General features: G+C 58.9%; 27 protein-coding genes, 1 tRNA gene and 1 pseudogene. 24 read left to right on the top strand and 5 right to left on the bottom strand.

Translation table 11 applies throughout. From position 1 onward, the window contains the following. Positions 1 to 845: 845 nt before the first annotated feature. Positions 846 to 1,082 (top strand): hypothetical protein, encoded by a 237-nt coding sequence (locus RBB29_RS03480; RefSeq protein WP_306121102.1) that lies wholly within the window; start codon positions 846 to 848, stop codon positions 1,080 to 1,082. Positions 1,083 to 1,108: 26 nt separating this feature from the next. On the opposite strand, the gene RBB29_RS03475 is transcribed toward RBB29_RS03480, so the two are convergent. Further along, positions 1,109 to 1,294, bottom strand: a complete 186-nt coding sequence (locus RBB29_RS03475; protein WP_306112784.1) for a hypothetical protein — start codon at positions 1,292 to 1,294, stop codon at positions 1,109 to 1,111. A gap of 129 nt (positions 1,295 to 1,423) precedes the next feature. Beyond that, entirely contained in the window at positions 1,424 to 1,642 is a 219-nt protein-coding gene (locus RBB29_RS03470) for a helix-turn-helix transcriptional regulator (RefSeq protein ID WP_306112783.1), read from the bottom strand. Between the two features lie 106 nt (positions 1,643 to 1,748). Here RBB29_RS03470 and RBB29_RS03465 point away from each other — a divergent pair, with 106 nt between their 5' ends. From RBB29_RS03465 to RBB29_RS03430, 8 genes are all read left to right on the top strand, one after another. Further along, positions 1,749 to 2,366: a hypothetical protein gene (locus RBB29_RS03465; RefSeq protein WP_306112782.1), complete on the top strand. Its 618-nt coding sequence runs from the start codon at positions 1,749 to 1,751 to the stop codon at positions 2,364 to 2,366. A 20-nt stretch (positions 2,367 to 2,386) separates the two neighbouring features. Continuing rightward, positions 2,387 to 2,668: a hypothetical protein gene (locus RBB29_RS03460; protein WP_306112781.1), complete on the top strand. Its 282-nt coding sequence runs from the start codon at positions 2,387 to 2,389 to the stop codon at positions 2,666 to 2,668. Beyond that, complete coding sequence (locus tag RBB29_RS03455; protein ID WP_306112780.1) at positions 2,665 to 2,880, top strand: hypothetical protein; 216 nt, start codon at positions 2,665 to 2,667, stop codon at positions 2,878 to 2,880. Before RBB29_RS03460 ends, RBB29_RS03455 begins: the two co-directional genes overlap by 4 nt. A 1-nt stretch (position 2,881) precedes the next feature. Continuing rightward, positions 2,882 to 3,334 carry a hypothetical protein gene (locus tag RBB29_RS03450; RefSeq protein WP_306112779.1) on the top strand — a complete coding sequence of 151 codons (453 nt, stop codon included), beginning with the start codon at positions 2,882 to 2,884 and terminating at the stop codon, positions 3,332 to 3,334. Next, entirely contained in the window at positions 3,331 to 3,585 is a 255-nt protein-coding gene (locus RBB29_RS03445; RefSeq protein WP_306112778.1) for a hypothetical protein, read from the top strand. Before RBB29_RS03450 ends, RBB29_RS03445 begins: the two co-directional genes overlap by 4 nt. Before the next feature lies 1 nt (position 3,586). Then, a complete protein-coding gene (locus tag RBB29_RS03440) occupies positions 3,587 to 3,919 on the top strand; it encodes a hypothetical protein (protein WP_306112777.1) in 333 nt (110 codons plus the stop codon). A 250-nt stretch (positions 3,920 to 4,169) separates the two neighbouring features. Beyond that, positions 4,170 to 4,382 (top strand): hypothetical protein, encoded by a 213-nt coding sequence (locus tag RBB29_RS03435; protein WP_306112776.1) that lies wholly within the window; start codon positions 4,170 to 4,172, stop codon positions 4,380 to 4,382. 40 nt (positions 4,383 to 4,422) lie between these two features. Continuing rightward, positions 4,423 to 4,911, top strand: a complete 489-nt coding sequence (locus RBB29_RS03430) for a hypothetical protein (RefSeq protein ID WP_306112775.1) — start codon at positions 4,423 to 4,425, stop codon at positions 4,909 to 4,911. A gap of 889 nt (positions 4,912 to 5,800) precedes the next feature. Here RBB29_RS03430 and RBB29_RS03425 read toward each other — a convergent pair. Together RBB29_RS03425 and RBB29_RS03420 are read right to left on the bottom strand one after the other, a co-directional pair. Further along, positions 5,801 to 6,067, bottom strand: a complete 267-nt coding sequence (locus tag RBB29_RS03425) for a hypothetical protein (protein ID WP_306112774.1) — start codon at positions 6,065 to 6,067, stop codon at positions 5,801 to 5,803. A 956-nt stretch (positions 6,068 to 7,023) separates the two neighbouring features. Beyond that, a tRNA-Thr gene (locus tag RBB29_RS03420) sits at positions 7,024 to 7,098 on the bottom strand. Positions 7,099 to 7,184: 86 nt separating this feature from the next. On the opposite strand from RBB29_RS03420, the gene RBB29_RS03415 reads away from it, so the two are divergent. From RBB29_RS03415 to RBB29_RS03345, 15 genes and pseudogenes are all read left to right on the top strand, one after another. Continuing rightward, positions 7,185 to 7,340 carry a hypothetical protein gene (locus RBB29_RS03415; RefSeq protein ID WP_306112773.1) on the top strand — a complete coding sequence of 52 codons (156 nt, stop codon included), beginning with the start codon at positions 7,185 to 7,187 and terminating at the stop codon, positions 7,338 to 7,340. Between the two features lie 5 nt (positions 7,341 to 7,345). Then, positions 7,346 to 8,614: a UDP-N-acetylglucosamine 1-carboxyvinyltransferase gene (murA, locus tag RBB29_RS03410; RefSeq protein WP_306112772.1), complete on the top strand. Its 1,269-nt coding sequence runs from the start codon at positions 7,346 to 7,348 to the stop codon at positions 8,612 to 8,614. Further along, entirely contained in the window at positions 8,611 to 9,081 is a 471-nt protein-coding gene (locus tag RBB29_RS03405; protein ID WP_306112771.1) for a DUF2948 family protein, read from the top strand. Before murA ends, RBB29_RS03405 begins: the two co-directional genes overlap by 4 nt. 77 nt (positions 9,082 to 9,158) lie before the next feature. Continuing rightward, positions 9,159 to 10,460 carry a histidinol dehydrogenase gene (hisD, locus tag RBB29_RS03400; RefSeq protein WP_306112770.1) on the top strand — a complete coding sequence of 434 codons (1,302 nt, stop codon included), beginning with the start codon at positions 9,159 to 9,161 and terminating at the stop codon, positions 10,458 to 10,460. Between the two features lie 45 nt (positions 10,461 to 10,505). After that, on the top strand, positions 10,506 to 11,468 hold the full coding sequence (locus RBB29_RS03395; protein WP_306112769.1) for a LuxR C-terminal-related transcriptional regulator: 963 nt from the start codon (positions 10,506 to 10,508) through the stop codon (positions 11,466 to 11,468). A gap of 120 nt (positions 11,469 to 11,588) precedes the next feature. Then, the gene (locus RBB29_RS03390; protein ID WP_306112768.1) at positions 11,589 to 12,575 is read left to right on the top strand and encodes an MBL fold metallo-hydrolase; all 987 of its coding nucleotides are present in this window, start codon (positions 11,589 to 11,591) and stop codon (positions 12,573 to 12,575) included. A 119-nt stretch (positions 12,576 to 12,694) separates the two neighbouring features. Then, a pseudogene (locus tag RBB29_RS03385) lies at positions 12,695 to 13,879 on the top strand (RidA family protein); the annotation flags it as partial. 129 nt (positions 13,880 to 14,008) lie between these two features. Beyond that, positions 14,009 to 14,488 carry a UPF0262 family protein gene (locus RBB29_RS03380; RefSeq protein ID WP_306113090.1) on the top strand — a complete coding sequence of 160 codons (480 nt, stop codon included), beginning with the start codon at positions 14,009 to 14,011 and terminating at the stop codon, positions 14,486 to 14,488. A gap of 5 nt (positions 14,489 to 14,493) precedes the next feature. After that, complete coding sequence (locus tag RBB29_RS03375) at positions 14,494 to 14,955, top strand: low molecular weight phosphatase family protein (protein ID WP_306112767.1); 462 nt, start codon at positions 14,494 to 14,496, stop codon at positions 14,953 to 14,955. Next, entirely contained in the window at positions 14,952 to 15,344 is a 393-nt protein-coding gene (locus RBB29_RS03370) for a ketosteroid isomerase-related protein (RefSeq protein ID WP_306112766.1), read from the top strand. The genes RBB29_RS03375 and RBB29_RS03370 overlap by 4 nt, the downstream gene beginning before the upstream one ends. Beyond that, positions 15,341 to 15,922: a GNAT family N-acetyltransferase gene (locus RBB29_RS03365; RefSeq protein ID WP_306112765.1), complete on the top strand. Its 582-nt coding sequence runs from the start codon at positions 15,341 to 15,343 to the stop codon at positions 15,920 to 15,922. Before RBB29_RS03370 ends, RBB29_RS03365 begins: the two co-directional genes overlap by 4 nt. A 322-nt stretch (positions 15,923 to 16,244) precedes the next feature. Beyond that, entirely contained in the window at positions 16,245 to 16,865 is a 621-nt protein-coding gene (gene rpsD, locus RBB29_RS03360) for a 30S ribosomal protein S4 (RefSeq protein WP_306112764.1), read from the top strand. A gap of 111 nt (positions 16,866 to 16,976) precedes the next feature. Continuing rightward, a complete protein-coding gene (gene hisC / locus RBB29_RS03355; protein ID WP_306112763.1) occupies positions 16,977 to 18,062 on the top strand; it encodes a histidinol-phosphate transaminase in 1,086 nt (361 codons plus the stop codon). Continuing rightward, positions 18,059 to 18,973, top strand: coding sequence for a prephenate/arogenate dehydrogenase family protein (locus tag RBB29_RS03350; protein ID WP_306112762.1), 915 nt, complete (start codon positions 18,059 to 18,061; stop codon positions 18,971 to 18,973). The genes hisC and RBB29_RS03350 overlap by 4 nt, the downstream gene beginning before the upstream one ends. 3 nt (positions 18,974 to 18,976) lie before the next feature. Beyond that, positions 18,977 to 19,690 (top strand): extensin family protein, encoded by a 714-nt coding sequence (locus RBB29_RS03345; protein ID WP_306112761.1) that lies wholly within the window; start codon positions 18,977 to 18,979, stop codon positions 19,688 to 19,690. Between the two features lie 4 nt (positions 19,691 to 19,694). Here RBB29_RS03345 and RBB29_RS03340 read toward each other — a convergent pair whose 3' ends face one another. Then, positions 19,695 to 20,699, bottom strand: coding sequence for a DUF2125 domain-containing protein (locus RBB29_RS03340; RefSeq protein WP_306112760.1), 1,005 nt, complete (start codon positions 20,697 to 20,699; stop codon positions 19,695 to 19,697). Positions 20,700 to 20,705: the final 6 nt, after the last annotated feature.

Genomic DNA, 20,705 nt, shown 5'->3' with positions numbered 1-20,705 from the left:
AGCCAGCGGACGCACTCCCTATTTTTTCAACCTCACCCCGAGTCCACCACCGTTTTCGCGATACGGGAATCCCCGAATAGCCGGGGGAATAGTACGGCTTTACAAAGTGGCATCTATTCAAACGATGGTTTTCGATTATGTCCAAATCTAAGAATTCCCGAATTACGCATTTGAACGCGCTTACCCGTCAGTTGTCTTCTAGACCTGTCGAGAATGAAGGGTGGGTAGACCGCTCACTCGATTGCCCCGACATGTTGCAAGAGTTTGAAGAGACCGTCCTGGAGCTGTTTGCTCCCACTCAAGATAAGAGAACGAGACTAAACTGACATCATGATTTCGGACGGCAATTGCTCGCTTGTCGTTTGGTCTCATTTGGCAAGGCTCTGCTCATTACTGATGTTTTTGCGCATCATTCCACTAAGTCAATTAAGCTTGTCACTTTCACCAGCCATCCAATCTCGGATTAAGAACAGGTCACCATTATACTTTGATCTATTGTTCGGGGGTGGAGCTATGAATGGCAAAGAGTACGTGGACGGCAATCGAACATGGGCGCGAGAGGACGGTGAAACATCAGCCTCTTTCTTTGTCCGAGTACTTACGGCAATTGTCTTTGGATTGTCGGTCTGTCTGTTCGTCTTACTTCTATGTGCACTGGGTGCAGCAGCTATTACTGGCAATGAGAGCTTAGTCGTTGAAGCCCGAAACCTTCTGCTCTGGGCAGGTTCGGCTGTTTTGGCCGCTCTTGTGGTGACTGCCGCGTCCTAGGCAACTTTGATGATCAAAGTAATAGCTAGGCAATCACGCGCATTTACGAAGTCATGTTCTTCGCAAAGAGTCTGGCCGTGAGTACTGAGAGAGCAGCAGATATCATTGCAAAAGGCCTAACAGGTGACGAAGCAGAGCTTCTTATGTTCTTTGGACGCGAGAACGTGATGGCTCCGGAAGAGTTCACCGACGCTTTCCGCTCTTTGTTGTCGCTTCGACTAATTGAAGGGATTGCAGGCGGTCCAAAGGTGATAATCACCCTCTTTGGACGGGAGGTTTTGGCGCAGGTAAATCCGCCAGATAGGCGCTGCTGATGCGCTTTCAATTCAAGGTCTGAACCTCAATTGAACCTTTCAGCAGTTGGGTGGTTCAGCACTCGTTCATTAGAATTGGCGAACATTTTGAACTCGGTTTCAGCCTTTAGGCGCGCTTCGCCTAACAGGCACTTCAATGAATCTAACTCATTGCTTGCAGCATACGTTTCCAGGTCTTCTAATACATCAATAATCCATTTGTGATCGGTCATGAATTCTGCTCCCCAAGAAAAACTGTTTTTGCAATTAGTAGACCAGATGCTCAACTTTAAGGGGAATAATCTAAACGTTTGCTCATCTTAAAGATAACCGTTGCCTTTAAGATACTTCAGGCTTGCCATCTACTTCTTCAACCTGACACCTGGTCCGCCGCCGTTTTCGGGGATGAATTCGATGCCAGCCGCTTCGAGAGTTAGCTGCACCAGTTTGCTGGTCGAGTCTTTTCCTTCACCCTTATCAAGCTTGTTGAGTGTATTCCGGTGAAGGCCAGTCATTTCTGCTAACTCAGGATTGCTTAGACCAAGTGCCGCTTTGGCCATTTTGAACTGCTCGGGCGTCATTTGCCACCTTTGTGTGCTGTCAGCATATTTAAGGTGTTGACAGCATATGCTATCGACACTATTTATATGCTAACAGCATACGAAAGGCTGCGCAATGACCCAAGTTATGAACCGATCAGAAGTTTTTTCCTTTGCCTGGAGCCTTGCCCGTCAGGAACTGTTCAGCCGCCGTTTGCCTTCCTCCAAACTCCGCGAAGTGTTTCCCGATGCCCTGCGCCGAGCATGGGCTGAGATGAAACGCCGGGCGGTCATCGCAGCCGAGCGCGCCAAGCAAGTCCTGCGCCCATCCGCTGAGTTGTGGGAAGAAATCCAAAATCTGGAGAACCGCACCACCTTAGGTCACGAGGGGCTGGCCCGACTGTCAGAGTTGCGCAGTGCCTACGACGCCTCGAAAGAACGCGAGGCCGAAGAGCAGGCCAAGGCTGAGATGGAAGCCAAGCGCCGGATGATTGCTGCCGCCAAGGGCCGGTTTGTCTCCGTCACCTTCACCAAGAAGGACGGAACCGAGCGCGTGATGCGCGTACAGCCCGCCACGCTCAAGTATCACCTCAGGGGCGACAGTGCCTCGGAGAGCGCCCGTAAGGCCGCGCAGACCCGCGCTGAGCGTCATCCGCATCTCATGCCTGTCTGGGACGCTGACAAGGCCGCTGCGCGCTCTGTGAACCTCGCCACCATCTCCCGCATCGCCATTGATGGCGCGGTGCATGAATACGCCATCCACTAGCCAGCAAGAGAGGCACGCTGATGACAGCCCCCAAACCCCTTGACGACATCAAGGTAGATGCCGTGTTCCTTTACGGCCTCTGCCAGGGCGTCGGCATCCTCTACGACGAAACCGAGAAGTTCTGCAGCCCCGCCAGCAACGCAACCCATGCGTTGATTTGTGAGGTCATCGAAAAGGCAGAGCGCCTCGCTGACGACATCGACGCGGCTGAGACCCAGGCCCGGAAGATGGAACGTGCGCTGCGCCGGGCGGAGTTCAAGCTTCAAAACCATAACGCCAAAGAAGAGGGAGCGATTTCATGAGCATCAGCGACAACATTGATGACGCACACGGAGCCATCAACGACGCCGAAAACCTCATCTATGCGCTGCAGATTGTCGTGTGGGACATCGTGCAATCAGACCGCAAAGAGAGAGGCACCGAGCCGCAGATCAGGGCATTGCTAGGCCTTGGTCATGCTCTTGGCCGAGTGTTCAGGGACGACAACCAGACAACAGCTCAAGCAGGAGGGTAAAATGGGTAAGTTCGACCACCCCGAAGAGATTGCCTCGACCATGGCCACTGATGTTGGCGGCGATGACTCGGAAGAGTACAAACGCGGGTACCAGGACGCGATCCGGCGCACTCATGAGTTACTTGGTGCATTCCAGGAAATGGAAGCGGTCAAAGCCAAATCAGACCCCCATGTTGCCTGGCTCGAAGAATGGAAAGTTGCCCGTGCAACCTGGTGCAAGGCCGCATCCGGACATGAGGAAGACTGGGACAAACCCGTTGTCAAAGCGATGGAGGCTGAGGAAGCAAGGCTTTCCGCGCTCATCGGCCAGACGGTTGCGAAGACCCGCGAAGGCATGATCGCGCAGCTCGACTACTGGATCGCTGATTGGGGCGATTGTCATTCCGAGGAAGATCCCTCCAGCGCGGTTGTCTACAGCGTCAGGCAGACACTCGCAGAAGGGCAAGTCGCATGAGTGACCACATCTACGACCGCGAAATCGACGGCGACCCCTTCATGAGCGCAAGCCATATCTTGTCTCTGGCTCGCGTAGGCGTTGCCGCCTCGGAAAGCATCATGAACGTCAATCTACAACGTGACGGCTATCAGAACCTTCTTGAGGTCATTGGTGACATTGCGGGCAGGCTAACGGAAGAAATCTTGGAGCTGCAGCGGCAGAACGAAATTCTGTCGAAAGCCAGTCAGACATCGCAGGAAAGGGGGTGAGATGACTTGCGGTGTCTGTCATCCCGAAGCCTTCCGTGAGGATAACAAGCGGGTGTTTGGCTATGTCGCTGAACCCCGCAATGGACCAGCGGACATCAACGTGCGCCGGGCCTATTACGTGGGCGCCGAGCTCGTGATGACAGACATTCGGGAAGGCCGTGTGATGGACCGTCCCGGTTACAAGTTGCTGTGCAAGATCATGCGACCGGGTGACAAGCTCATCCTGGCAGATGAAAGGGCACTTGGCACCAAGCCTGCCTATGTCTCTGCGAACCTGGAAGCACTGGAGGCCCAGGGCGTTGAGGTCGCGGTCATTTGCGAGGACTTCTTTTGAGAGAATGGAAGCCCCTGTGAGCAGATTAGATGGGGCTCCCAAACTCTATACCCCTATCGAGGCAATGTTGGCACCTAACGAGAAGATTATGAAGTTTGTATTACGCTGATTGGGAAATTCTGTGGGGAAAGAAAGAAGCCCCGCCGGGTATGAGTGGCGAGGCTTCTAACACAGTGCGAATGTCAGATATGACATCGCCAATTAACAACAGAAATATGAATTTAAAGTTACCCTTTTCGGAGAAAGCCACATGCCACTGACGATGGATGAATACGAATACCTGCGTGAGACGATGGAACAGGTGCAGGGCCTGGCTGGATTGGCCAGCGAGAGAGCCAATGCCGAAACCGAGGCGCCGCAGCCGGGCGATGGTTTGCCTGTTCTGTTGCTGGCTCTGGGCCGCGCCTGTGATGATGCTATTGCGGTCGCCGAGGGCATGGTGGAGGTGCCGCAGCCAAAGTGACGTTAGTGAGTAACTACCCCCTGTAGGGGACATTTGAGATATGAACATTTATCAAACCAACCGTAATTGGTCCGACCAGTTCTTGCCGCAGATCAAGCGTATCGTCGGGAGCCATCTGCTGGAAACCTCACCGGATCCGCTGGACTGGCACCAGGCAACCGATTTGCTCATGCTGGACGCTCGTGACATGCGGATAGCCGCAAGGGTGCGCAGACCGGGATACGCCACCCAATACCCGCATCAGTTCACCATCCGCTCTCGCGTCGCCTCAGGGGCGGAGACTGAGCTGTCCAAGATAGTGAACGGCAAGGGTGACTGGCTGTTCTACGGCCATGCCAACGCTTCTCAGACGGCAATTGATAGCTGGTATCTGATTGACCTGCGCGCGTTCCGGGCGGGATTGATACGACAGGGATCAGATGGACTGGTGTGGGGCAATAAGACCAACGCAGACGGTACACGGTTCACCTGGTTTGATATCAGGAGCTTTCCCAAGGAGCCAAGGTTGGTGGTGGCGAGGTCGGGTTGAGAAGTGTAATCCAGTTTGCCTACCTCAGCTCTGAGCCCGAAGTCACCATTTGAGTAGAGTTTTCGATTTTTGGAACTAGAGAGGTATGGCTTGGCGGTCTAGATAATCACACTGATACTTCTGAGTGAGCGTTCTTCTTAATGACTCAACCTGCCATTTCAGTTTGGCTTGCAGTACCCTAGACTAAACGAAGTCTGATTCTGGAACTCGCGCGAGCTAAGGCAGAAACGAGTTCCGAACGTTAAGTAGCTTCGTCTACAGGGAAAGAATCTTCAAACTGCTTCGCGATTTCAAGCAGTGAGACCGAAGCCCTTGAATTCCGGTGTCGAGCTACCTCAAAGGCGGAGTATTCGATGAGCATTGCCACAGACTTTTTGACGCATTCGAGGTCACCTGAGGATGCTTTTTGCATCAGCTGATCACAGAGTTCAGCGGTCAAGTTTTCTATATTGGACACTGTGTTTGATCTCAGCTGCAAGAAGAAAGTTAGATACTCAAAAAATGGAGACTAAGGAGAATGCAGAGTTACGATTGGTCAGGGGAATTCGCAACATGTTCCAAAGGATAGAACAGCAAAAAAAGAATGAAGCAAATCGAGCCATACATCCGCCCTTTCTACAGAACCGTCATTCGGTGCGGCCACAGGCAGTCCCATGCAAGAACCCGTCTAGTTCCAGCAACAACATTAGGTTTTCGGAGCAGTCCTTTGAGCTTAGACGGGCATCGAGCTTGTCGAGGTCGTCCATAACACTAAAGTCGTGTGTTTCGCGGCTCTCTGGAAGCTTGCTACGGACCAGCCATCCCGCCTGCCGGGTTAATTCGGTAAACCAGCTAAGCGCGCCAATTTTTCTAAGGAGTTGCGATATGTTTCAAGCCAATAGCTTCTAAGTCAGAACGCCAACCCGTAACCAGGCAGGCCGTCCCTTAGTTTTTGCTCCGCAGTCTCGGGGTCTCTGGCAGCACATAGCCACACTTCAATTTTGTAGTCAGGTGCGCCACTTTGCAGAAGGCGAGTGGCCTCTTCCATGCAGTGACGTTGTGCGTCAGCCTCTTTGTTTCTTCCTGCTAGAGAACTGCGGCGAAAGACGGAGGCCTCAGGCAGAAGAAAAACTCCAGCAATCATTGCGATCATGGAAAAACCGATGAGAAAACTCATTGCAGACCCCCAAACAACATCCTCAATGAATTACATCAAGATATTAAGAAATCACTATGGGGCTTCCACGTCTTTTCAGAATGCTAGTTGTTGGAACCACTATTTAACTGGCCGCTCTTTAAGCAAATTTGTTTGGTCTTGTTCTTGCTTTGGCGCGCGAACCGTTCGTGCAAGAGGACTAAAACCAAGAACAACAACAAGGCAGCGGCGGCGGCAGTTATCGAACCAAAGAAAATTGAGAATGCCATTCTCTAAATCCCATTAGTGGAGATTAACAATTTGCCACTAAGAAGTTAAGAAAACGCTACTTCGCTTGATCTGCTATCAGCCCGCACTTGAGCAATTGGTAGTGCCAATGTCAGAAAGTCGGGAATTTTGGTTTAATTAACCGTTAAGTAACCAAACTCGTATCTTGTTAAACTTGTAGTAATTAAGCTTATGCGGGAGTTAATTATGGCTGTCATCATCTTCGTCGCGATGTTCCTGGGCTCGTTGCTCGCTGCAATAGTCGCATTTTCGGGCTGGCCACTGTGGTTCGCATTCACGGCATACCTCTTATGTGGATTGACTGGGCTTGGGCTAATCGTGTTGTCAGGTGTTTTCCATTCGACACTCTCACGGGGAATGGCAAGAATAAAGCCGTCATTTCACAAGTTTAGGTTCTGGAAGAAACAAGCCGGTGATTGCCTCGAACCACAGCACGTACCTGATCTGTCTGAATACCTGTTCTCGTCAACTCGGAATAGACGCTAGTGGTCGACATCGCCCTACGAATCTTCCAGGCTCGGAACGCATCGAAACCAAACCAATTGTCCCCCAGAGCGTAATGAGCCCAGCCTATTTTAGGCTAACCAGCGAATTTCAAGTTTTCCGATCATGAAGGTGGTTAATAGGGTGGATAGAAATTACCATACATAGTGTAAGATATTGAAATATATATATTTTATGGTATTCAATGGTGCTGCTGGGGAGGATTGAACTCCCGACCTCACCCTTACCAAGGGTGCGCTCTACCACTGAGCTACAGCAGCACGTCGTGGCGCGCTGATTAGACGCTTATTGGATATGGTGCAAGGGTTATCTGGACGCTAATTGTCGGCTGATGTAGAGAGTTAACATGGACAAAAAAGCGCCGACCAAAAAACCGAAACAAACGGGCGAAACGCGCGAAGACCGGCTGAAACAGGCGTTGAAAGCCAATCTGGCGCGGCGTAAGGCGCAGACGCGGGCACGTAGTGCGGCACAGGCAGGCAAGAGCGAAGGCGAAGGGTAGAGCAGATGGATTCGATTGTGGTGACGGGCAATGGCCCGCTGGACGGGCAAATTCCGATTGCCGGGGCCAAGAACGCCTGTCTCACGCTGATGCCGGCGACGATCCTGAGCGATGAGCCGCTGACCCTGACCAATGCGCCGCGCCTCTCGGATATCAAGACCATGACCGCTTTGCTGGCCTCGCTCGGCTGCGAGGTGTCGAGCCTGCAGGACGGGCAGGTCCTGGTGATGTCGAGCCATAACCTCGACAACCATGTGGCCGACTATGACATCGTGCGGAAAATGCGCGCCTCGAACCTCGTGCTGGGGCCGATGCTGGCGCGGCTCGGGCACGCGGTTGTGTCGCTGCCGGGCGGTTGTGCCATCGGGGCGCGGCCGATGGATCTGCATATCCAGGGGCTTGAGGCATTGGGGGCCGAGATCGAGCTGCGCGATGGCTATCTGCATGCCAAGGCGCCGAAGGGGTTGAAGGGCGCGAAAGTAACCTTCGGGTTTGCGTCGGTCGGGGCCACGGAAAACGTGCTCATGGCGGCCACCTTGGCGAAGGGCACGACGGTTCTGGAAAACGCCGCGCGCGAGCCTGAGATCGTCGATCTGGCGACCTGCCTGCGCCGCATGGGCGCGCAGATCGAGGGCGATGGCACCAGCACGATCACCATTCAGGGCGTCGACCGGTTGGGCGGGGCAACCCATCCGGTGGTGACCGACCGGATCGAATTGGGCACCTATATGCTGGCCCCGGCGATCTGCGGCGGTGAGGTGGAATGCCTCGGCGGACGGATCGACCTCGTGGGGGCGTTTTGCGAAAAACTCGATGCGGCTGGGATATCGGTCAGCGAGACCGAGAAGGGCCTGAAAGTCGCGCGCAAGAATGGCCGGGTTCGCGCCGTTGACGTCACGACCGAGCCGTTCCCGGGCTTCCCCACGGATTTGCAGGCGCAGATGATGGCGCTGATGTGTACCGCCGAGGGGACCAGCGTGTTGGAAGAGAAGATTTTTGAAAACCGTTTCATGCACGCGCCGGAACTGACCCGGATGGGCGCGCAGATCGAGGTGCATGGTGGGACGGCCACCGTGACCGGTGTTGAACGCCTCAAGGGCGCGCCGGTGATGGCGACGGATTTGCGCGCCAGTGTCTCGCTGATCCTCGCGGGGCTCGCGGCCGAAGGCGAAACCGTGGTCAGCCGGGTTTATCACCTCGATCGCGGTTACGAACATGTGGTACGCAAGTTCGAGGGCGTGGGCGCCAAGATCGAGCGGGTGCCGAACCGATGAGCCAGGACGCGAAATTCGAAGACGGACGCGAGGCGCCGCTGAACCTTGGCGCGCTGGATGCGGATGACCTCGAGGTGGTCTCGTCCCTGGTGCAGGACGCGGTTTTCCCGATCACCGAGATGACATGGCAGGCAGGCCGCCGCCGCTTTGCCATCCTGCTGAACCGGTTTCGGTGGGAGGATGATGGCCGCGACCGGCACGGACCGGAACGGGTGCGCAGCCTTCTGGTGGTGGACAACGTCCTGCGCGTCGCCAGCCAGGGGATCGACCGGGGGGACAAGGGTTTGATCCTGTCCCTGCTGACCGTCGCATATGAGCCGGGGGCGGATGGCGCGGGCGAGGTCCTGCTGACGTTGGCGGGCGACGGGGCGATCCGGCTGGCGGTTGAGGCTCTCGAAGTGACGCTCAAGGATGTGACGCAGCCCTATGCCGCGCCGTCAAAGAAAGCCCCGGATCACGGCGCCTGAGGGCATGATCTTTGCTGCAAGGCTTGAGCCTCGGCGCGGATCGACGTAAGGCACAGGCCGACGAAGGAGCCCACGCCATGCCGGTATTTCTGAACGCCAATGACGCTGATTTCGAGACGGCTTTTGCGACCCTGCTCGGGGCCAAGCGAGAGGACAGCCCGGATGTGGATGATGTCGTGGCAGGCATTATCGCGGATGTTCGGGCGCGGGGCGATGCCGCCGTGCTGGAGCTGACGGAACGGTTTGACCGGATGACGCTCGACGCCGACCAATTGCGGTTTTCCGAAGCGGAGATTGACGCGCTCATAGCGCAGGTGCCGGAGGCCGAGCGTGCGGCCTTGGCGCTCGCGGCCGAGCGTATCCGGGCCTATCACGCGCGGCAGATGCCTGCCGACGAAAGCTGGACCGATGCGCAGGGCGCGATGCTGGGCTGGCGTTGGACGCCGGTGAGTGCGGCGGGGCTCTACGTACCGGGTGGTCTGGCCTCTTATCCGTCTTCGGTCCTGATGAACGCGATCCCGGCCAAGGTGGCGGGGGTTGAGCGACTGGCCATCACCGTGCCAACGCCGGACGACGAAGCAAACCCGTTGGTCCTTCTGGCGGCGCGTCTGGCGGGCGTCGATGAGGTCTATCGCATCGGCGGCGCGCAGGCGATTGCGGCGCTGGCCTATGGCACCGAAACGATTGCGCCGGTGGACAAGATCACCGGCCCGGGCAACGCCTTTGTCGCCGCCGCCAAGCGGCGGGTTTTTGGCAAGGTTGGCATCGACATGATTGCCGGGCCGTCGGAAATCCTTGTCATCGCCGATGCGGACAACAATCCCGATTGGATTGCGCTCGATATGCTGAGCCAGGCGGAACATGACGAAAGCGCGCAGTCCATCCTCGTGACCGACAGCGCCGATTTCGCGCAAAAGGTCAGCGCCGCGATCGACCGGCGGCTTGAGACGCTGGAACGGCGGGAGATTGCCGGGGCGAGCTGGCGTGACTTTGGCGCGATCATCGTGGTGCCGGATCTCGACACGGCGGCGGTACTGTCGAACCGTGTGGCGCCCGAACACCTGGAGCTTTGCGTGGCCGATGTGGATGCGCTGGCCTGCAAGATCACCCATGCGGGCGCGATTTTCCTGGGTGCCTGGACGCCCGAGGCGATTGGCGACTATGTGGGCGGGCCGAACCACGTTTTGCCCACGGCCCGCTCCGCGCGGTTTTCCAGCGGGTTAAGCGTGATGGATTTCCTCAAGCGCACCACCCTGGCGCGGATGACGCCCGAGGCCCTCAAAGCCATCGGACCGGCGGCGGAAACACTGGCGCAATCCGAGAGCCTCGAGGCACATGGCCTGTCGGTGCGCGCCCGGCTCGACCACCTCAACGACTGACCCGTAGGCTTGCCTAACCGCGCGGAGCAGCCTTAGACTTGGCCCATGCCCCGCGACATGCCCAACATCCCCGGCGAGATGATCGCCAATTGGCAACGGATCATTGATCTCATCGCCAAGCTCTCGGATGTGCCTGCAGGTCTTGTCATGCGCACCGATGCGCCGCACCATTCGGTTCTGGTGACCAGTCAGACAGAGGGAAACCCCTACGAGGTCGGTCGTGAGTTCCGCCTGCATGAGAAGCTCTATTGTCAGGGCGTTTTCGACAATGACGGCGAGTTGATCGTCCAAGACGCCACTTGCGAGCCGCGGTGGTGCGACAACGAAGACCTCGAAGAGGGGATGAGTTTCTACATCGGGTATCCGCTGAAATGGCCGGATGGCACGGTGTTCGGCACGATCTGCGTGCTGGACCGGCGACGAAACAAGCGGGCGCTGCTCTTCCGCGACGGGTTGAAGGAGTTTGCCCGGGTGATCGAGGCGGACCTGGTGCTGCTGACCGAAATCGACATGCGCAGCCGGTTGGAGTTGCAGTTGCAGGAGACGCTGGACCAGCTTGAAAAACGAGTGAGCGAACGGACCCACGAATTGGAAGAGGCCAACACCGCGCTGCGGGTTCTGTTGGCGAATGTCGAGCAATCGAGGCAGGAATACGACCAGCAATTCCTGCGCCAGATCAAGGGGTTGGTCATGCCTCATGTGTCGCGTTTGCGGTTGCGGCTGAACGGGGATCCGGTGGCGCTGACCTATCTGGAGCTGATGGAAAACAGCCTCAAGGCGATCTCGGCCTCGTATTCCAGCAAACTGGCCACGGCGTTCGAATCCCTGACGCCAGCGGAGCTTGAGATCGCGCAGATGGTGATGCGCGGCCAGACCACCAAGGAAATCGCGCAGACCCTCGCCCGCGAGACCAGCACGGTTGATTTCCACCGCAACAACATCCGCCGCAAACTGGGCATCCACGGCAAGGGGCAGAACCTGCGCAGCCTTCTTTTGTCGATCCAATAATATGGGGGAATCCCCCATATTATCCCCGCTATTTTTCCGTACTCTCGCAATCCGTCCGACTTGTTAGCCTGCTTCCATCCGAAAGACCGGGTGAGAAAACAGACAACAGGGACGACAGATATGAAAAAAGAGGATTTGAAACCGGCGCTGCTGAACGGCGCGCGGGATGAATTGGCCCCCGGGCTCTCGCGCCGCTCCTTCTTCATGGCGGCGGGGGCGACGGGTGTTGGCGCCGCGGCGACAATGCTGGGCAGCACCTCGGCCAAGGCCCATTCGACCGACTGGCTGCAGCCGGGCAACAACAATCACGTCATCGACCTGCAAGGAACGACCGGGAGTGCGGTCGAAGGCGCGGTCGGCGTCGATTTCTTTGGTCATTGCGCGATCAAGATCACATCGCCGGGCGGGGCGTCGGTGCTTTTTGATCCGTGGCGCGACGATCCGTCCGGCGCATGGGGTCTGTGGTTCAAGAACGAGTTCCCGGAAACGCAGGTCGATATCTGCATGTCCACGCACACGCATTTCGACCACGACGCCATCGACCGGCCGGTCTCGACCATGGTGCTGGATCGGATGGTGGGCAATTTCGAGTTCGCAGACCTCAAGATCACTGGCTTTGCCGACAAGCACGCCTGCGTCGCGCCGGGCTGGTATAGCTGGACCGATGCGCTGGCTGAGTTTGGCGTCAATGCCTGTCCGCCGGACAATGTGGGCCATATGGACATGGTCGTCTATCTTGTCGAGACGGGCGGTATCCGCACGTTGATCTGGGGCGACAACCGCCACAACCCGCCGGAAGAATTCTGGAACGCGATTGGCCAGGTCGATGTGCTGACCCTGCCGGTGGACGGCTCGCAGCACATCCTGTCCTACGAGATGGGTAACGATATCGTGGAGCGGCTTAAGCCCAAGGTGGTAATCCCCACCCATTACCTCAATGAAACCACAAGCTACACGCTGACCACGCTGCAAAACGCCGATGAATGGGTGAAGGCGCAGCAGAGCTACCAGATGGTGGATGGCGCCAGCCTGTCATTGAACGCGCGCGAGGTCGCGCAGATGGACCGGGAATTCATGTACTTCGGCCATAACGCGCATACGGCCTGACAAGGGTCGTGGCCGGGGCGGCCTGACATCCCAAGATTGCCGCCCTGGCCGAAACTTCGCGCTGGAACGCTGAGCGTAGTGGTGTAGCTTTCCGGCAAAGGCACCATGCGGATGTTGGGATGTACAAGAAATACAGTTGGCCCGAGGGGCATTGGAACTGGCCCGTTGCCCTGAGTCATCAACATGGGGTGCGCGCGGGGCAGATGATCTTTACCGGTGGGCAGGTGGATCTTGATGCCGCCGGTGCCGTCCGAAACCCCGGGCAGGTTCACCCGCAATGCGACGCTGCGATGGGGTATGTCGCCGAGGTCCTTCGGGATCTTGGCGCTGACCTGGAGGATCTCGTCCGGATCGTGGTGTACTTTGTCGGCGATGCGGTCACGGAGCGGCAATTGCTGGACCAGATCGCGGGCATTCTGGGCGGCTGTGCGCGGCCCGTCATCAACCTCATCGCGCTGCCCGAGCTTTGCTATCCCGACATGATGATCGAAATCGAAGGCGTCGCCATGAAGGCGGCGGATGGCGCAACGCTGCAACGCGAGTGCCTGCATCTGCCCGGTATGCCGCAACTGCCCGAGGCATTTTCTCATGTGGTGATCTGTGGCGACATGATCCTCACGGGCGACATGTCGGCCATGACACCGGAGGGTGATGTGACTTCGCCGGGCAGCGTCACCGGCCAGACCGAGATCATGATGGATCGGTTGCAGCAGGCTCTGGCGGCGGCTAGTGCAGCGATGGCGGATGTGGTCAAGCTCAACGTCTTCTACGTGGGCGGCGGGACGGCGGAGGACTGGGAAGCCCCCGCCCGCATCCGCGCCGCGCGGTTTCCCGATCCTGGACCGGCCCCCACGGGCATGCCGGTCCCGTCGTTTCCGCATCCGGACCTGATGACCAAGATCTATGTCACCGCCATGCGGGGCGAAAAAACCCATGCCTGGCCCGAGGGGCATTGGGATTGGACCACACCCTTGCCCTACAAGCACGGCAATCGGTGTGGCCGGATGATCCATGTGGGCGGGCAGGTGTCGTTGGACAGCGACGCCACCGTGATCGACCCCGGTGACATGGTCGCGCAAACGCGGCGTGCCATGGCGAATGTCGAGGCCGTTCTGGCCGATCTCGGCGCTGGTCTGGACGATGTGGTCAAGGTCACGACCTATTACCAGGGCAATGCTTGCGCCGAGGTGCTGCATGAAAACCTGCTGATCCGGTCGAACGCCTATACCCCGCCCGGTCCCGCCACGACCGGCATTCCGATGCCCGCGCTGGTTTACCCCGACATGGTGATCGAGATCGAGGTTACCGCCATGGTGGACGATGCCAAAATGCACCCCGTGAGCGACGATTCAGCCCAAGGTTCGGAACCCGGATTGCCCAATAATGCATCGTGCGATAGTGGTTCGGATGGTTCTCAAGTGAAAGATGGTGAAATGAGTCGTATCAGCCATATCGAATTGGATGACGCCAATCTGCCCCCGCCTACGCCCGAGATCGAGCAGGAGCGGAAAGTGGCGATGTTTGACCTGATCGAAGGCAATGTCTTTGATCTGCCCAAGCGCGATGACCGGGTGGTGCCGCCTGGTCCCTATCGGGTGCAGCTATCTATCCGGGAAAAACGGCTGGTGTTCGATATCCGCACCGAGGCCGAGGAACCGGCGGCGGAGTTTCACCTGTCGCTCAGCCCGTTCCGCCAGGTGGTCAAGGATTACTGGGCCATCTGCGAAAGCTATTTCGATGCGGTCAAGAACATGCCACCGAGCCAGATCGAGACGATCGACATGGCCCGCCGGGGCATCCATAACGAGGGTGCGCGCATCCTCGAAGAACGCCTGGACGGCAAGGCCCAGATCGACAATGACACCGCCCGCCGCCTCTTCACGCTGATCTGCGTGCTGCATTTCGGGGCCTGATCTGCATGGTCGAGGAGCTGCCTCAGTCGGTTCTGTTCTGTTGTGACCATAACGCCGTGCGTTCGCCCATGGCCGAAGGGATCATGAAGAAATTCTATGGTACGGACACCTATGTGCAATCCGCAGGTGTCAAAAGTGACATGGATATCGACGGGTTCAGCATTTCGGTCTGTGGCGAGATCGGCGTCGAGCTTGATCGCCACCGCACGCGCAGTTTCGACGAGATGGAGCAATGGGGCGACGACCTGTCATCCTTTGACCTCGTGGTCTCGCTCAGCCCGGCAAGTCAGCGGCGCGCCCTGGAGCTCACGCGGGTGTTTCACCTCGAAGTGATTTATTGGCCGATCATGGACCCGACCGGCCTTGGCGAAACCCGGGAGGCCAAGCTGGACGCCTATCGGCAAACCCGCGATCAGATCATCAATCACCTGACCGAGCGTTGGGGCCCGCCAAAGGAAGACCCATGAACACGACCGTGCGAGACTATTTCGATGCCTTCAACAAGGGGGATGTTCCGGGCATGCTGGCCTGTCTTTCCGACGATGTGGAGCATTACGTGAACGAGGGGCAGGTGCGGCAGGGCAAGGACCTTTTCAAGTCCTTTTGCGAGCACATGAACCGCTGCTACCGCGAAGAGCTGACCGAGATCGTGACCTTCGAGGCCGAACGCGGCACCCGTGCGGCGGCTGAATTCGTTGTGAATGGCACCTATCTTGAGACCGATGAGGGTCTGCCCGAGGCGACCGGTCAGAAATACTGTCTGCCGGCGGGGTCGTTCTTCAGCCTGGAGGACGGTCAGATCACCCGCGTCGTGACCTATTACAACCTGGCTGACTGGAAACGACAGGTGTCATGATCCGCGTCGAACGTCTGACCGGAGAGGCGCTTGGCGCGGCACTGGACGATGTGGCGCGGCTGCGGATCGAGGTGTTTCGCGCCTATCCCTATCTCTATGACGGCGACGCCGCATATGAACGCGCCTATCTGCAGACCTATCGCGAGAGCAGCAACGCCATCCTTGTCGGTGCCTTTGACGGGCCACGGCTTGTGGGGGCGTCGACGGGCACCCCGATGGAGGATCACGCCGAGTTTGCCGCTGCTTTTGCTGGGCGCGACATTGCGCTGACCGACATCTTCTATTGTGCGGAAAGCGTCCTTCTGCCCGACTATCGCGGGCAGGGTATTGGCCACCGGTTTTTCGACCAGCGGGAGGCGCATGGGCGCGACCTGGGTCGTAGCTATTCCGCGTTCTGCGCGGTGGTGCGGAACACGGATCACCCGCTCCGGCCCATGGAATATGCGCCGCTTGACCCGTTCTGGCGCAAACGCGGCTATGCGCCGGTGGACGGCGCCATTGCGCATTACCGTTGGAAAGATCTGGATCAGGACGCGGAGACGGATCATCCGCTGCAATTCTGGATGCGGTCGCTTTGATCCGAAGGGCCGGGGGATGGTGCGGAAATAGGCCGTGCGGCAGTGATCGAGGCACCCGCGACCATAAGAGGTCATTGCCGCGTGAACGAACCCTGTTGACTCTACGCTGCGGCGCAGTATAAGCGCGCATTCATTGGTGTTGGTGGCCCCCGTAAGGGGATGCCTGTCAGGCGCAAGCCAGAGGACAACGCCCTTTTGCAACGGCACGACGCCCAAGTCTGGGCTGGTTTGCACGACGGGTTCGGCGGAGACGCTATTTCGGCCCGAAAAGTGGGAACCGGTTTTCGGATCAAGCCGAAATGCCAATAAAAGGAGATCAGCCGTGACCAAACGCACGTCTGCCAAGTACAAAATCGACCGCCGGATGGGCGAAAACATCTGGGGTCGTCCGAAATCCCCGGTCAACCGCCGCGAATACGGCCCCGGCCAGCATGGCCAGCGCCGCAAAGGCAAAATCAGCGACTTCGGCCTGCAATTGCGCGCCAAGCAGAAGCTGAAAGGCTACTATGGCGACCTGACCGAAAAGCAGTTCAAGCGCATCTATTCCGAAGCGGCCCGTGTGAAAGGCGACACCGGCGAGAACCTCATCGGTCTGCTGGAGCGCCGCCTGGACGCTGTCGTCTACCGCGCCAAGTTCGTGGCCACCATGTTCGCCGCGCGTCAGTTCGTGAACCACGGCCATGTCCGCGTGAACGGCAAGAAGGTCAACATCCCCTCCTACCGCGTGAAAGAGGGTGACGTGATCGAAGTGCGTGACCGTTCCAAGCAAATGACCGTTCTTCTCGAAGCCGTGCAACTGGCCGAGCGTGACGTGCCGGATTACATCGACGCCGACCATTCGAAGATGACTGCAACTTTCGTCCGCACACCGGGTCTGAGCGACGTGCCTTATCCGGTGATGATGGAGCCGAACCTCGTCATCGAATTCTACGCGCAGAACTAAGCATAGCTACCTTCTGCCAGGGGCCGCGACGGGAAACCGCCGCGGCCCTTTTCGTTTGGTGCTGGTCAAGTTCTGGCACCGCCGTTAGAAAACGCCACGGGAGGCGGATACATGACGATCATCACACCCCAGCCGGGGATCATGGACATCGAGCTATACCAGGGTGGCGCGGCGCATATCGACGGCGTCAGCAACGTGGTCAAGCTCAGCTCGAACGAGAACCCCTTTGGGCCGTCCGATGCGGCCAAGGAAGCCTTCCGCAAGATGGCGTTCGATCTGCACCGGTATCCGTCCACCGATCACACCGCGTTGCGCGCAGCCATTGGCGAGGTCCACGGCGTCGAGGCGTCCCGTGTGGTTTGCGGCGTTGGCAGTGACGAAATCATCGCCTTTCTCTGTCAGGCTTATGCCGGTCCCGGCGACGAGGTGATCCATACCGAGCACGGCTTTGCCATGTACCGGATCTCCACGCTGGCCAATGGCGGCACGCCGGTCGAGGTGCCCGAGAGGGGCCGTGTCACCGATGTGGATGCGATCCTGTCGGCCTGCACCGAGCGCACCCGGCTGGTCTTCATCGCCAACCCCAACAACCCGACCGGCACGATGATTGGCGAGGCCGAGATAGCGCGCTTGGCCGATGGCCTGCCGCCGCAGGCGCTTCTGGTGATCGACGGGGCCTATGCGGAATATGTCGAAGGGTATGATGGCGGTGCGGGGCTGGTCGACAGCCGCGAGAACGTCGTGATGACGCGGACGTTTTCCAAGCTCTACGGGCTTGGTGGGTTGCGCGTGGGCTGGGGATATGGGCCGCAGCATGTGGTCGATGTGCTCAACCGTATGCGGGGGCCGTTCAACCTCTCGAATGCTGCTCTGGCCGCCGCCGAGGCCGCGGTGCGCGATACCGCCTGGGCCGACAAATGCCGAGACGAGAATACAAGGCTGCGCCATTGGCTGGCCGAGGCGCTGGCGGGTCACGGTGTCATCTCGGACACCTCGCTTGCCAATTTCATCCTCGCGCGTTTCGCCGACCAGGCCGAGGCTGAGGCCTGCGATGCGCATCTGAAATCCCAGGGGCTCATCGTGCGCAAGGTGGCGGGGTACAACCTGCCCCATTGCCTCCGGATCACCGTGGGGGACGAGCCAAGCTGCCGCCGCGTGGCCCATGCGGTGGGTCAGTTCATGGGGGATGAGGCATGAGCCAGATTTACGACCGGGTGGCGTTGATCGGGCTGGGCCTGATCGCGTCGTCGATGTTCTGGGCGATGAAACGCAGCGGGCTTGCGGGCGAGGTCACGGGCTATGCGCGTTCTGCCGAAACCCGCGCGACGGCGCGCGAAATCGGGTTGTGTGATCGTGTCTGCGAGAGTGCCGCCGAGGCGGTGGAGGGGGCCGATCTGGTGGTTCTCTGCGTGCCGGTAGGCGCCATGGGGGCCGTCGCCAAAGAGATCGCCCCGGCCCTGAAACCCGGCGCCACAGTCAGCGATGTGGGCTCGGTCAAGAAGGCCGTCATCAGCGCCGTCGCGCCCCACCTGCCGCAGGGCGTTCACTTCGTGCCTGCGCACCCGATGGCCGGGACGGAACATTCCGGCCCCACCTCGGGGTTTGCGGAGCTATTTGACAACAAGTACTGCCTGATTGTGCCAGTGCCCGGCAGCGACCGCGATGCCGTGGATCGGCTCGAAAGCCTCTGGCATGCGCTTGGGTCGAAAACCGATGAGATGGATGCCGATCACCATGATCTGGTCTGTGCTGTCACCAGCCACGCGCCCCACCTGATCGCCTATACGATGGTGGGCGTTGCCGATGATATCCGCCGGGTCACCGATAGCGAGGTCATCAAGTATTCCGCCGCGGGTTTCCGGGATTTCACCCGCATCGCCGCCAGCGACCCCACCATGTGGCGCGACGTGTTCCTATCGAACAAGGACGCCACGCTGGAAATTCTCGGGCGCTTCACCGAAGAGCTTTTCGCCCTGCAAAAGGCCATTCGCGATGGCGATGGCGATCACCTGCATCACTACTTCACCCGCACAAGGGCGATCCGCAAGGGGATCATCGACGCGGGGCAGGATACGGATGCGCCGGATTTCGGACGCGGGAAGGTCTAAGCGATGCGTGTGTTGTTGGTGATTGTTCTGGTTCTCACATCTTCTGCCGCCTGGGCCAAAGCCCCCGACAGTTCGCTGCGCCCCGTGGCCCGCCCCGGATCGGCCACCGACGTTCAGAATGCCGGTCTTCTGGATGTGCTCCGGCCGAAATCCCGCCAGCGGCAGACCCGCAAGGAACGACGCCTGGCCAAGAAAGGCGCGGTATGCGGCGATATCGACATCCAGGGCGTTGCCGTCGGGCGCGTCCCCGGCAAGATCCGGGGGTGTGGTGTTGATGATGCGGTCAAGGTCCGGTCGGTCAGCGGGGTCATCCTGAGCCAGCAAGCGGTGATGGATTGTGGCACGGCCAGGGCGTTGAAACAGTGGATCGACCAGGGTGTGAAACCCGCCGTCGGCAAACGTGGCGGCGGTATCGTGCAACTGCGCGTGGCGGCGCATTACGCTTGCCGGACGCGCAACAATCGCAAGGGCGCCCGGATCTCGGAACATGGCAAGGGTCGCGCGATTGACATCTCGGCGCTGACCCTGCGTGACGGCAACGAGATCTCGGTCCTGAAACATTGGGGACGCGGCAAGAACGGCCGTATTCTCAAGAAGGTCCACCGGGCTGCCTGCGGGCCGTTTGGCACGGTTCTTGGACCAAGTGCCGACCGGTATCACCGTGATCATTTCCATTTCGACACAGCACGGTATCGCAGCGGCACTTACTGCCGTTAAGGCGTCAGCGGATCACCAGCACTGGCGCGGGGCCGATGGGAACCGGCCCCAAAAACATCCGCCCGCTGCGGAAATCCAGCGGGATATCGAGCGTGTTGGGGTTGCCCGAAAGCCCGGCCATTAGGCCAAAGGCATCCTCCAGCGTTGGGCGTAACCCTTCGGGCAGCGCACCGGACGCCACCGCCAGGTCCAGCATCTCGCGCCAATTCCTGGCCTTGACGGTAATCTGACCCCTGGGTTGCCCGCCGTCATCCACATCCACGGCACCGGCCAGTTGCAGATCAAGCTGCCCCCACCGGGCCTGCGCCAGCTTGAGGTCGATTTTGCGCGGCTGCGGCCGGGCCACCTCGATGGCGGCGCGGTCCCACGGCTTGTCGAACGTGACCGTCAGGTCGGCCTTCAGCGTCTGCAGCGTCTCGGGCAAACGCCCCTGCGGATCAACCGTCTTGAGCCATGGCGCAGAGGGCGTGACATTGTCCGCAGCCAGTCCAAGACGATAGGTGGCGTCTGATCCCTCGCTCCGCTCCGCCGCCAGCGTCAAAGCGCCAACCTTGGCGGTCTCGGGCGGGTTCGTGGCCGCAACGACAACATTTCCGGCGGTCAGCGTGCTCCGCTCCAGGGCCAGTTGCGTGTTGGGCTGCAAGGTCAGGCTGGCGCGCATGTCATCGCTTGAGAGCTGATACTTGCCCTGGGGCGTCGCGAGCACCTGCTCCTTCGGCCAGACGGCAATGACGCTGTTGGGCTGATAGCTGAGCGCAAGGACCTGGAAAAACGGCGCGGTCCAGGCCAACCCCGTGTCGGGATCGGCGAGCGACAAATCGGTGAAGGTGGCATCGAACCGGTTGGGAAACCCCTGAACGTCCAGCGCGGCATAATCCGCGACCCACCCTTCCGCGCGGCGCGCCTCGATCCAGCCTTCGAACGCGGCCTTGGATCCGGTTGCGCCGACAAACCAATAGCCCGACCAGCCGATGGCGGCCAGCAGGATGAGGGTGAGAAGAAATCTCATTTTCCG

Source organism: Roseovarius sp. MMSF_3359, assembly GCF_030733385.1.
Lineage (GTDB): Bacteria > Pseudomonadota > Alphaproteobacteria > Rhodobacterales > Rhodobacteraceae > Roseovarius.
The sequence above is the reverse complement of the archived record's forward strand: the minus strand, read 5'-3'. Positions and strand labels throughout refer to the sequence as shown.

Excerpts from the sequence above, each read along its gene's own strand:
- hisC (WP_306112763.1), top strand. The coding sequence starts at position 16,977 with ATGACGATCATCACACCCCAGCCGGGGATCATGGACATCGAGCTATAC.
- RBB29_RS03450 (WP_306112779.1), top strand. The coding sequence starts at position 2,882 with ATGGGTAAGTTCGACCACCCCGAAGAGATTGCCTCGACCATGGCCACT.
- RBB29_RS03465 (WP_306112782.1), top strand. The coding sequence starts at position 1,749 with ATGAACCGATCAGAAGTTTTTTCCTTTGCCTGGAGCCTTGCCCGTCAG.
- RBB29_RS03345 (WP_306112761.1), top strand. The coding sequence starts at position 18,977 with ATGCGTGTGTTGTTGGTGATTGTTCTGGTTCTCACATCTTCTGCCGCC.
- RBB29_RS03435 (WP_306112776.1), top strand. The coding sequence starts at position 4,170 with ATGCCACTGACGATGGATGAATACGAATACCTGCGTGAGACGATGGAA.
- RBB29_RS03460 (WP_306112781.1), top strand. The coding sequence starts at position 2,387 with ATGACAGCCCCCAAACCCCTTGACGACATCAAGGTAGATGCCGTGTTC.
- RBB29_RS03375 (WP_306112767.1), top strand. The coding sequence starts at position 14,494 with ATGGTCGAGGAGCTGCCTCAGTCGGTTCTGTTCTGTTGTGACCATAAC.
- RBB29_RS03425 (WP_306112774.1), bottom strand. The coding sequence starts at position 6,067 with ATGAGTTTTCTCATCGGTTTTTCCATGATCGCAATGATTGCTGGAGTT.
- RBB29_RS03340 (WP_306112760.1), bottom strand. The coding sequence starts at position 20,699 with ATGAGATTTCTTCTCACCCTCATCCTGCTGGCCGCCATCGGCTGGTCG.
- RBB29_RS03380 (WP_306113090.1), top strand. The coding sequence starts at position 14,009 with ATGAGTCGTATCAGCCATATCGAATTGGATGACGCCAATCTGCCCCCG.
- RBB29_RS03445 (WP_306112778.1), top strand. The coding sequence starts at position 3,331 with ATGAGTGACCACATCTACGACCGCGAAATCGACGGCGACCCCTTCATG.
- murA (WP_306112772.1), top strand. The coding sequence starts at position 7,346 with ATGGATTCGATTGTGGTGACGGGCAATGGCCCGCTGGACGGGCAAATT.
- RBB29_RS03370 (WP_306112766.1), top strand. The coding sequence starts at position 14,952 with ATGAACACGACCGTGCGAGACTATTTCGATGCCTTCAACAAGGGGGAT.
- RBB29_RS03470 (WP_306112783.1), bottom strand. The coding sequence starts at position 1,642 with ATGACGCCCGAGCAGTTCAAAATGGCCAAAGCGGCACTTGGTCTAAGC.
- RBB29_RS03455 (WP_306112780.1), top strand. The coding sequence starts at position 2,665 with ATGAGCATCAGCGACAACATTGATGACGCACACGGAGCCATCAACGAC.
- RBB29_RS03350 (WP_306112762.1), top strand. The coding sequence starts at position 18,059 with ATGAGCCAGATTTACGACCGGGTGGCGTTGATCGGGCTGGGCCTGATC.
- RBB29_RS03475 (WP_306112784.1), bottom strand. The coding sequence starts at position 1,294 with ATGACCGATCACAAATGGATTATTGATGTATTAGAAGACCTGGAAACG.
- RBB29_RS03405 (WP_306112771.1), top strand. The coding sequence starts at position 8,611 with ATGAGCCAGGACGCGAAATTCGAAGACGGACGCGAGGCGCCGCTGAAC.
- RBB29_RS03390 (WP_306112768.1), top strand. The coding sequence starts at position 11,589 with ATGAAAAAAGAGGATTTGAAACCGGCGCTGCTGAACGGCGCGCGGGAT.
- hisD (WP_306112770.1), top strand. The coding sequence starts at position 9,159 with ATGCCGGTATTTCTGAACGCCAATGACGCTGATTTCGAGACGGCTTTT.
- RBB29_RS03395 (WP_306112769.1), top strand. The coding sequence starts at position 10,506 with ATGCCCCGCGACATGCCCAACATCCCCGGCGAGATGATCGCCAATTGG.
- RBB29_RS03430 (WP_306112775.1), top strand. The coding sequence starts at position 4,423 with ATGAACATTTATCAAACCAACCGTAATTGGTCCGACCAGTTCTTGCCG.
- RBB29_RS03365 (WP_306112765.1), top strand. The coding sequence starts at position 15,341 with ATGATCCGCGTCGAACGTCTGACCGGAGAGGCGCTTGGCGCGGCACTG.
- RBB29_RS03440 (WP_306112777.1), top strand. The coding sequence starts at position 3,587 with ATGACTTGCGGTGTCTGTCATCCCGAAGCCTTCCGTGAGGATAACAAG.
- RBB29_RS03415 (WP_306112773.1), top strand. The coding sequence starts at position 7,185 with ATGGACAAAAAAGCGCCGACCAAAAAACCGAAACAAACGGGCGAAACG.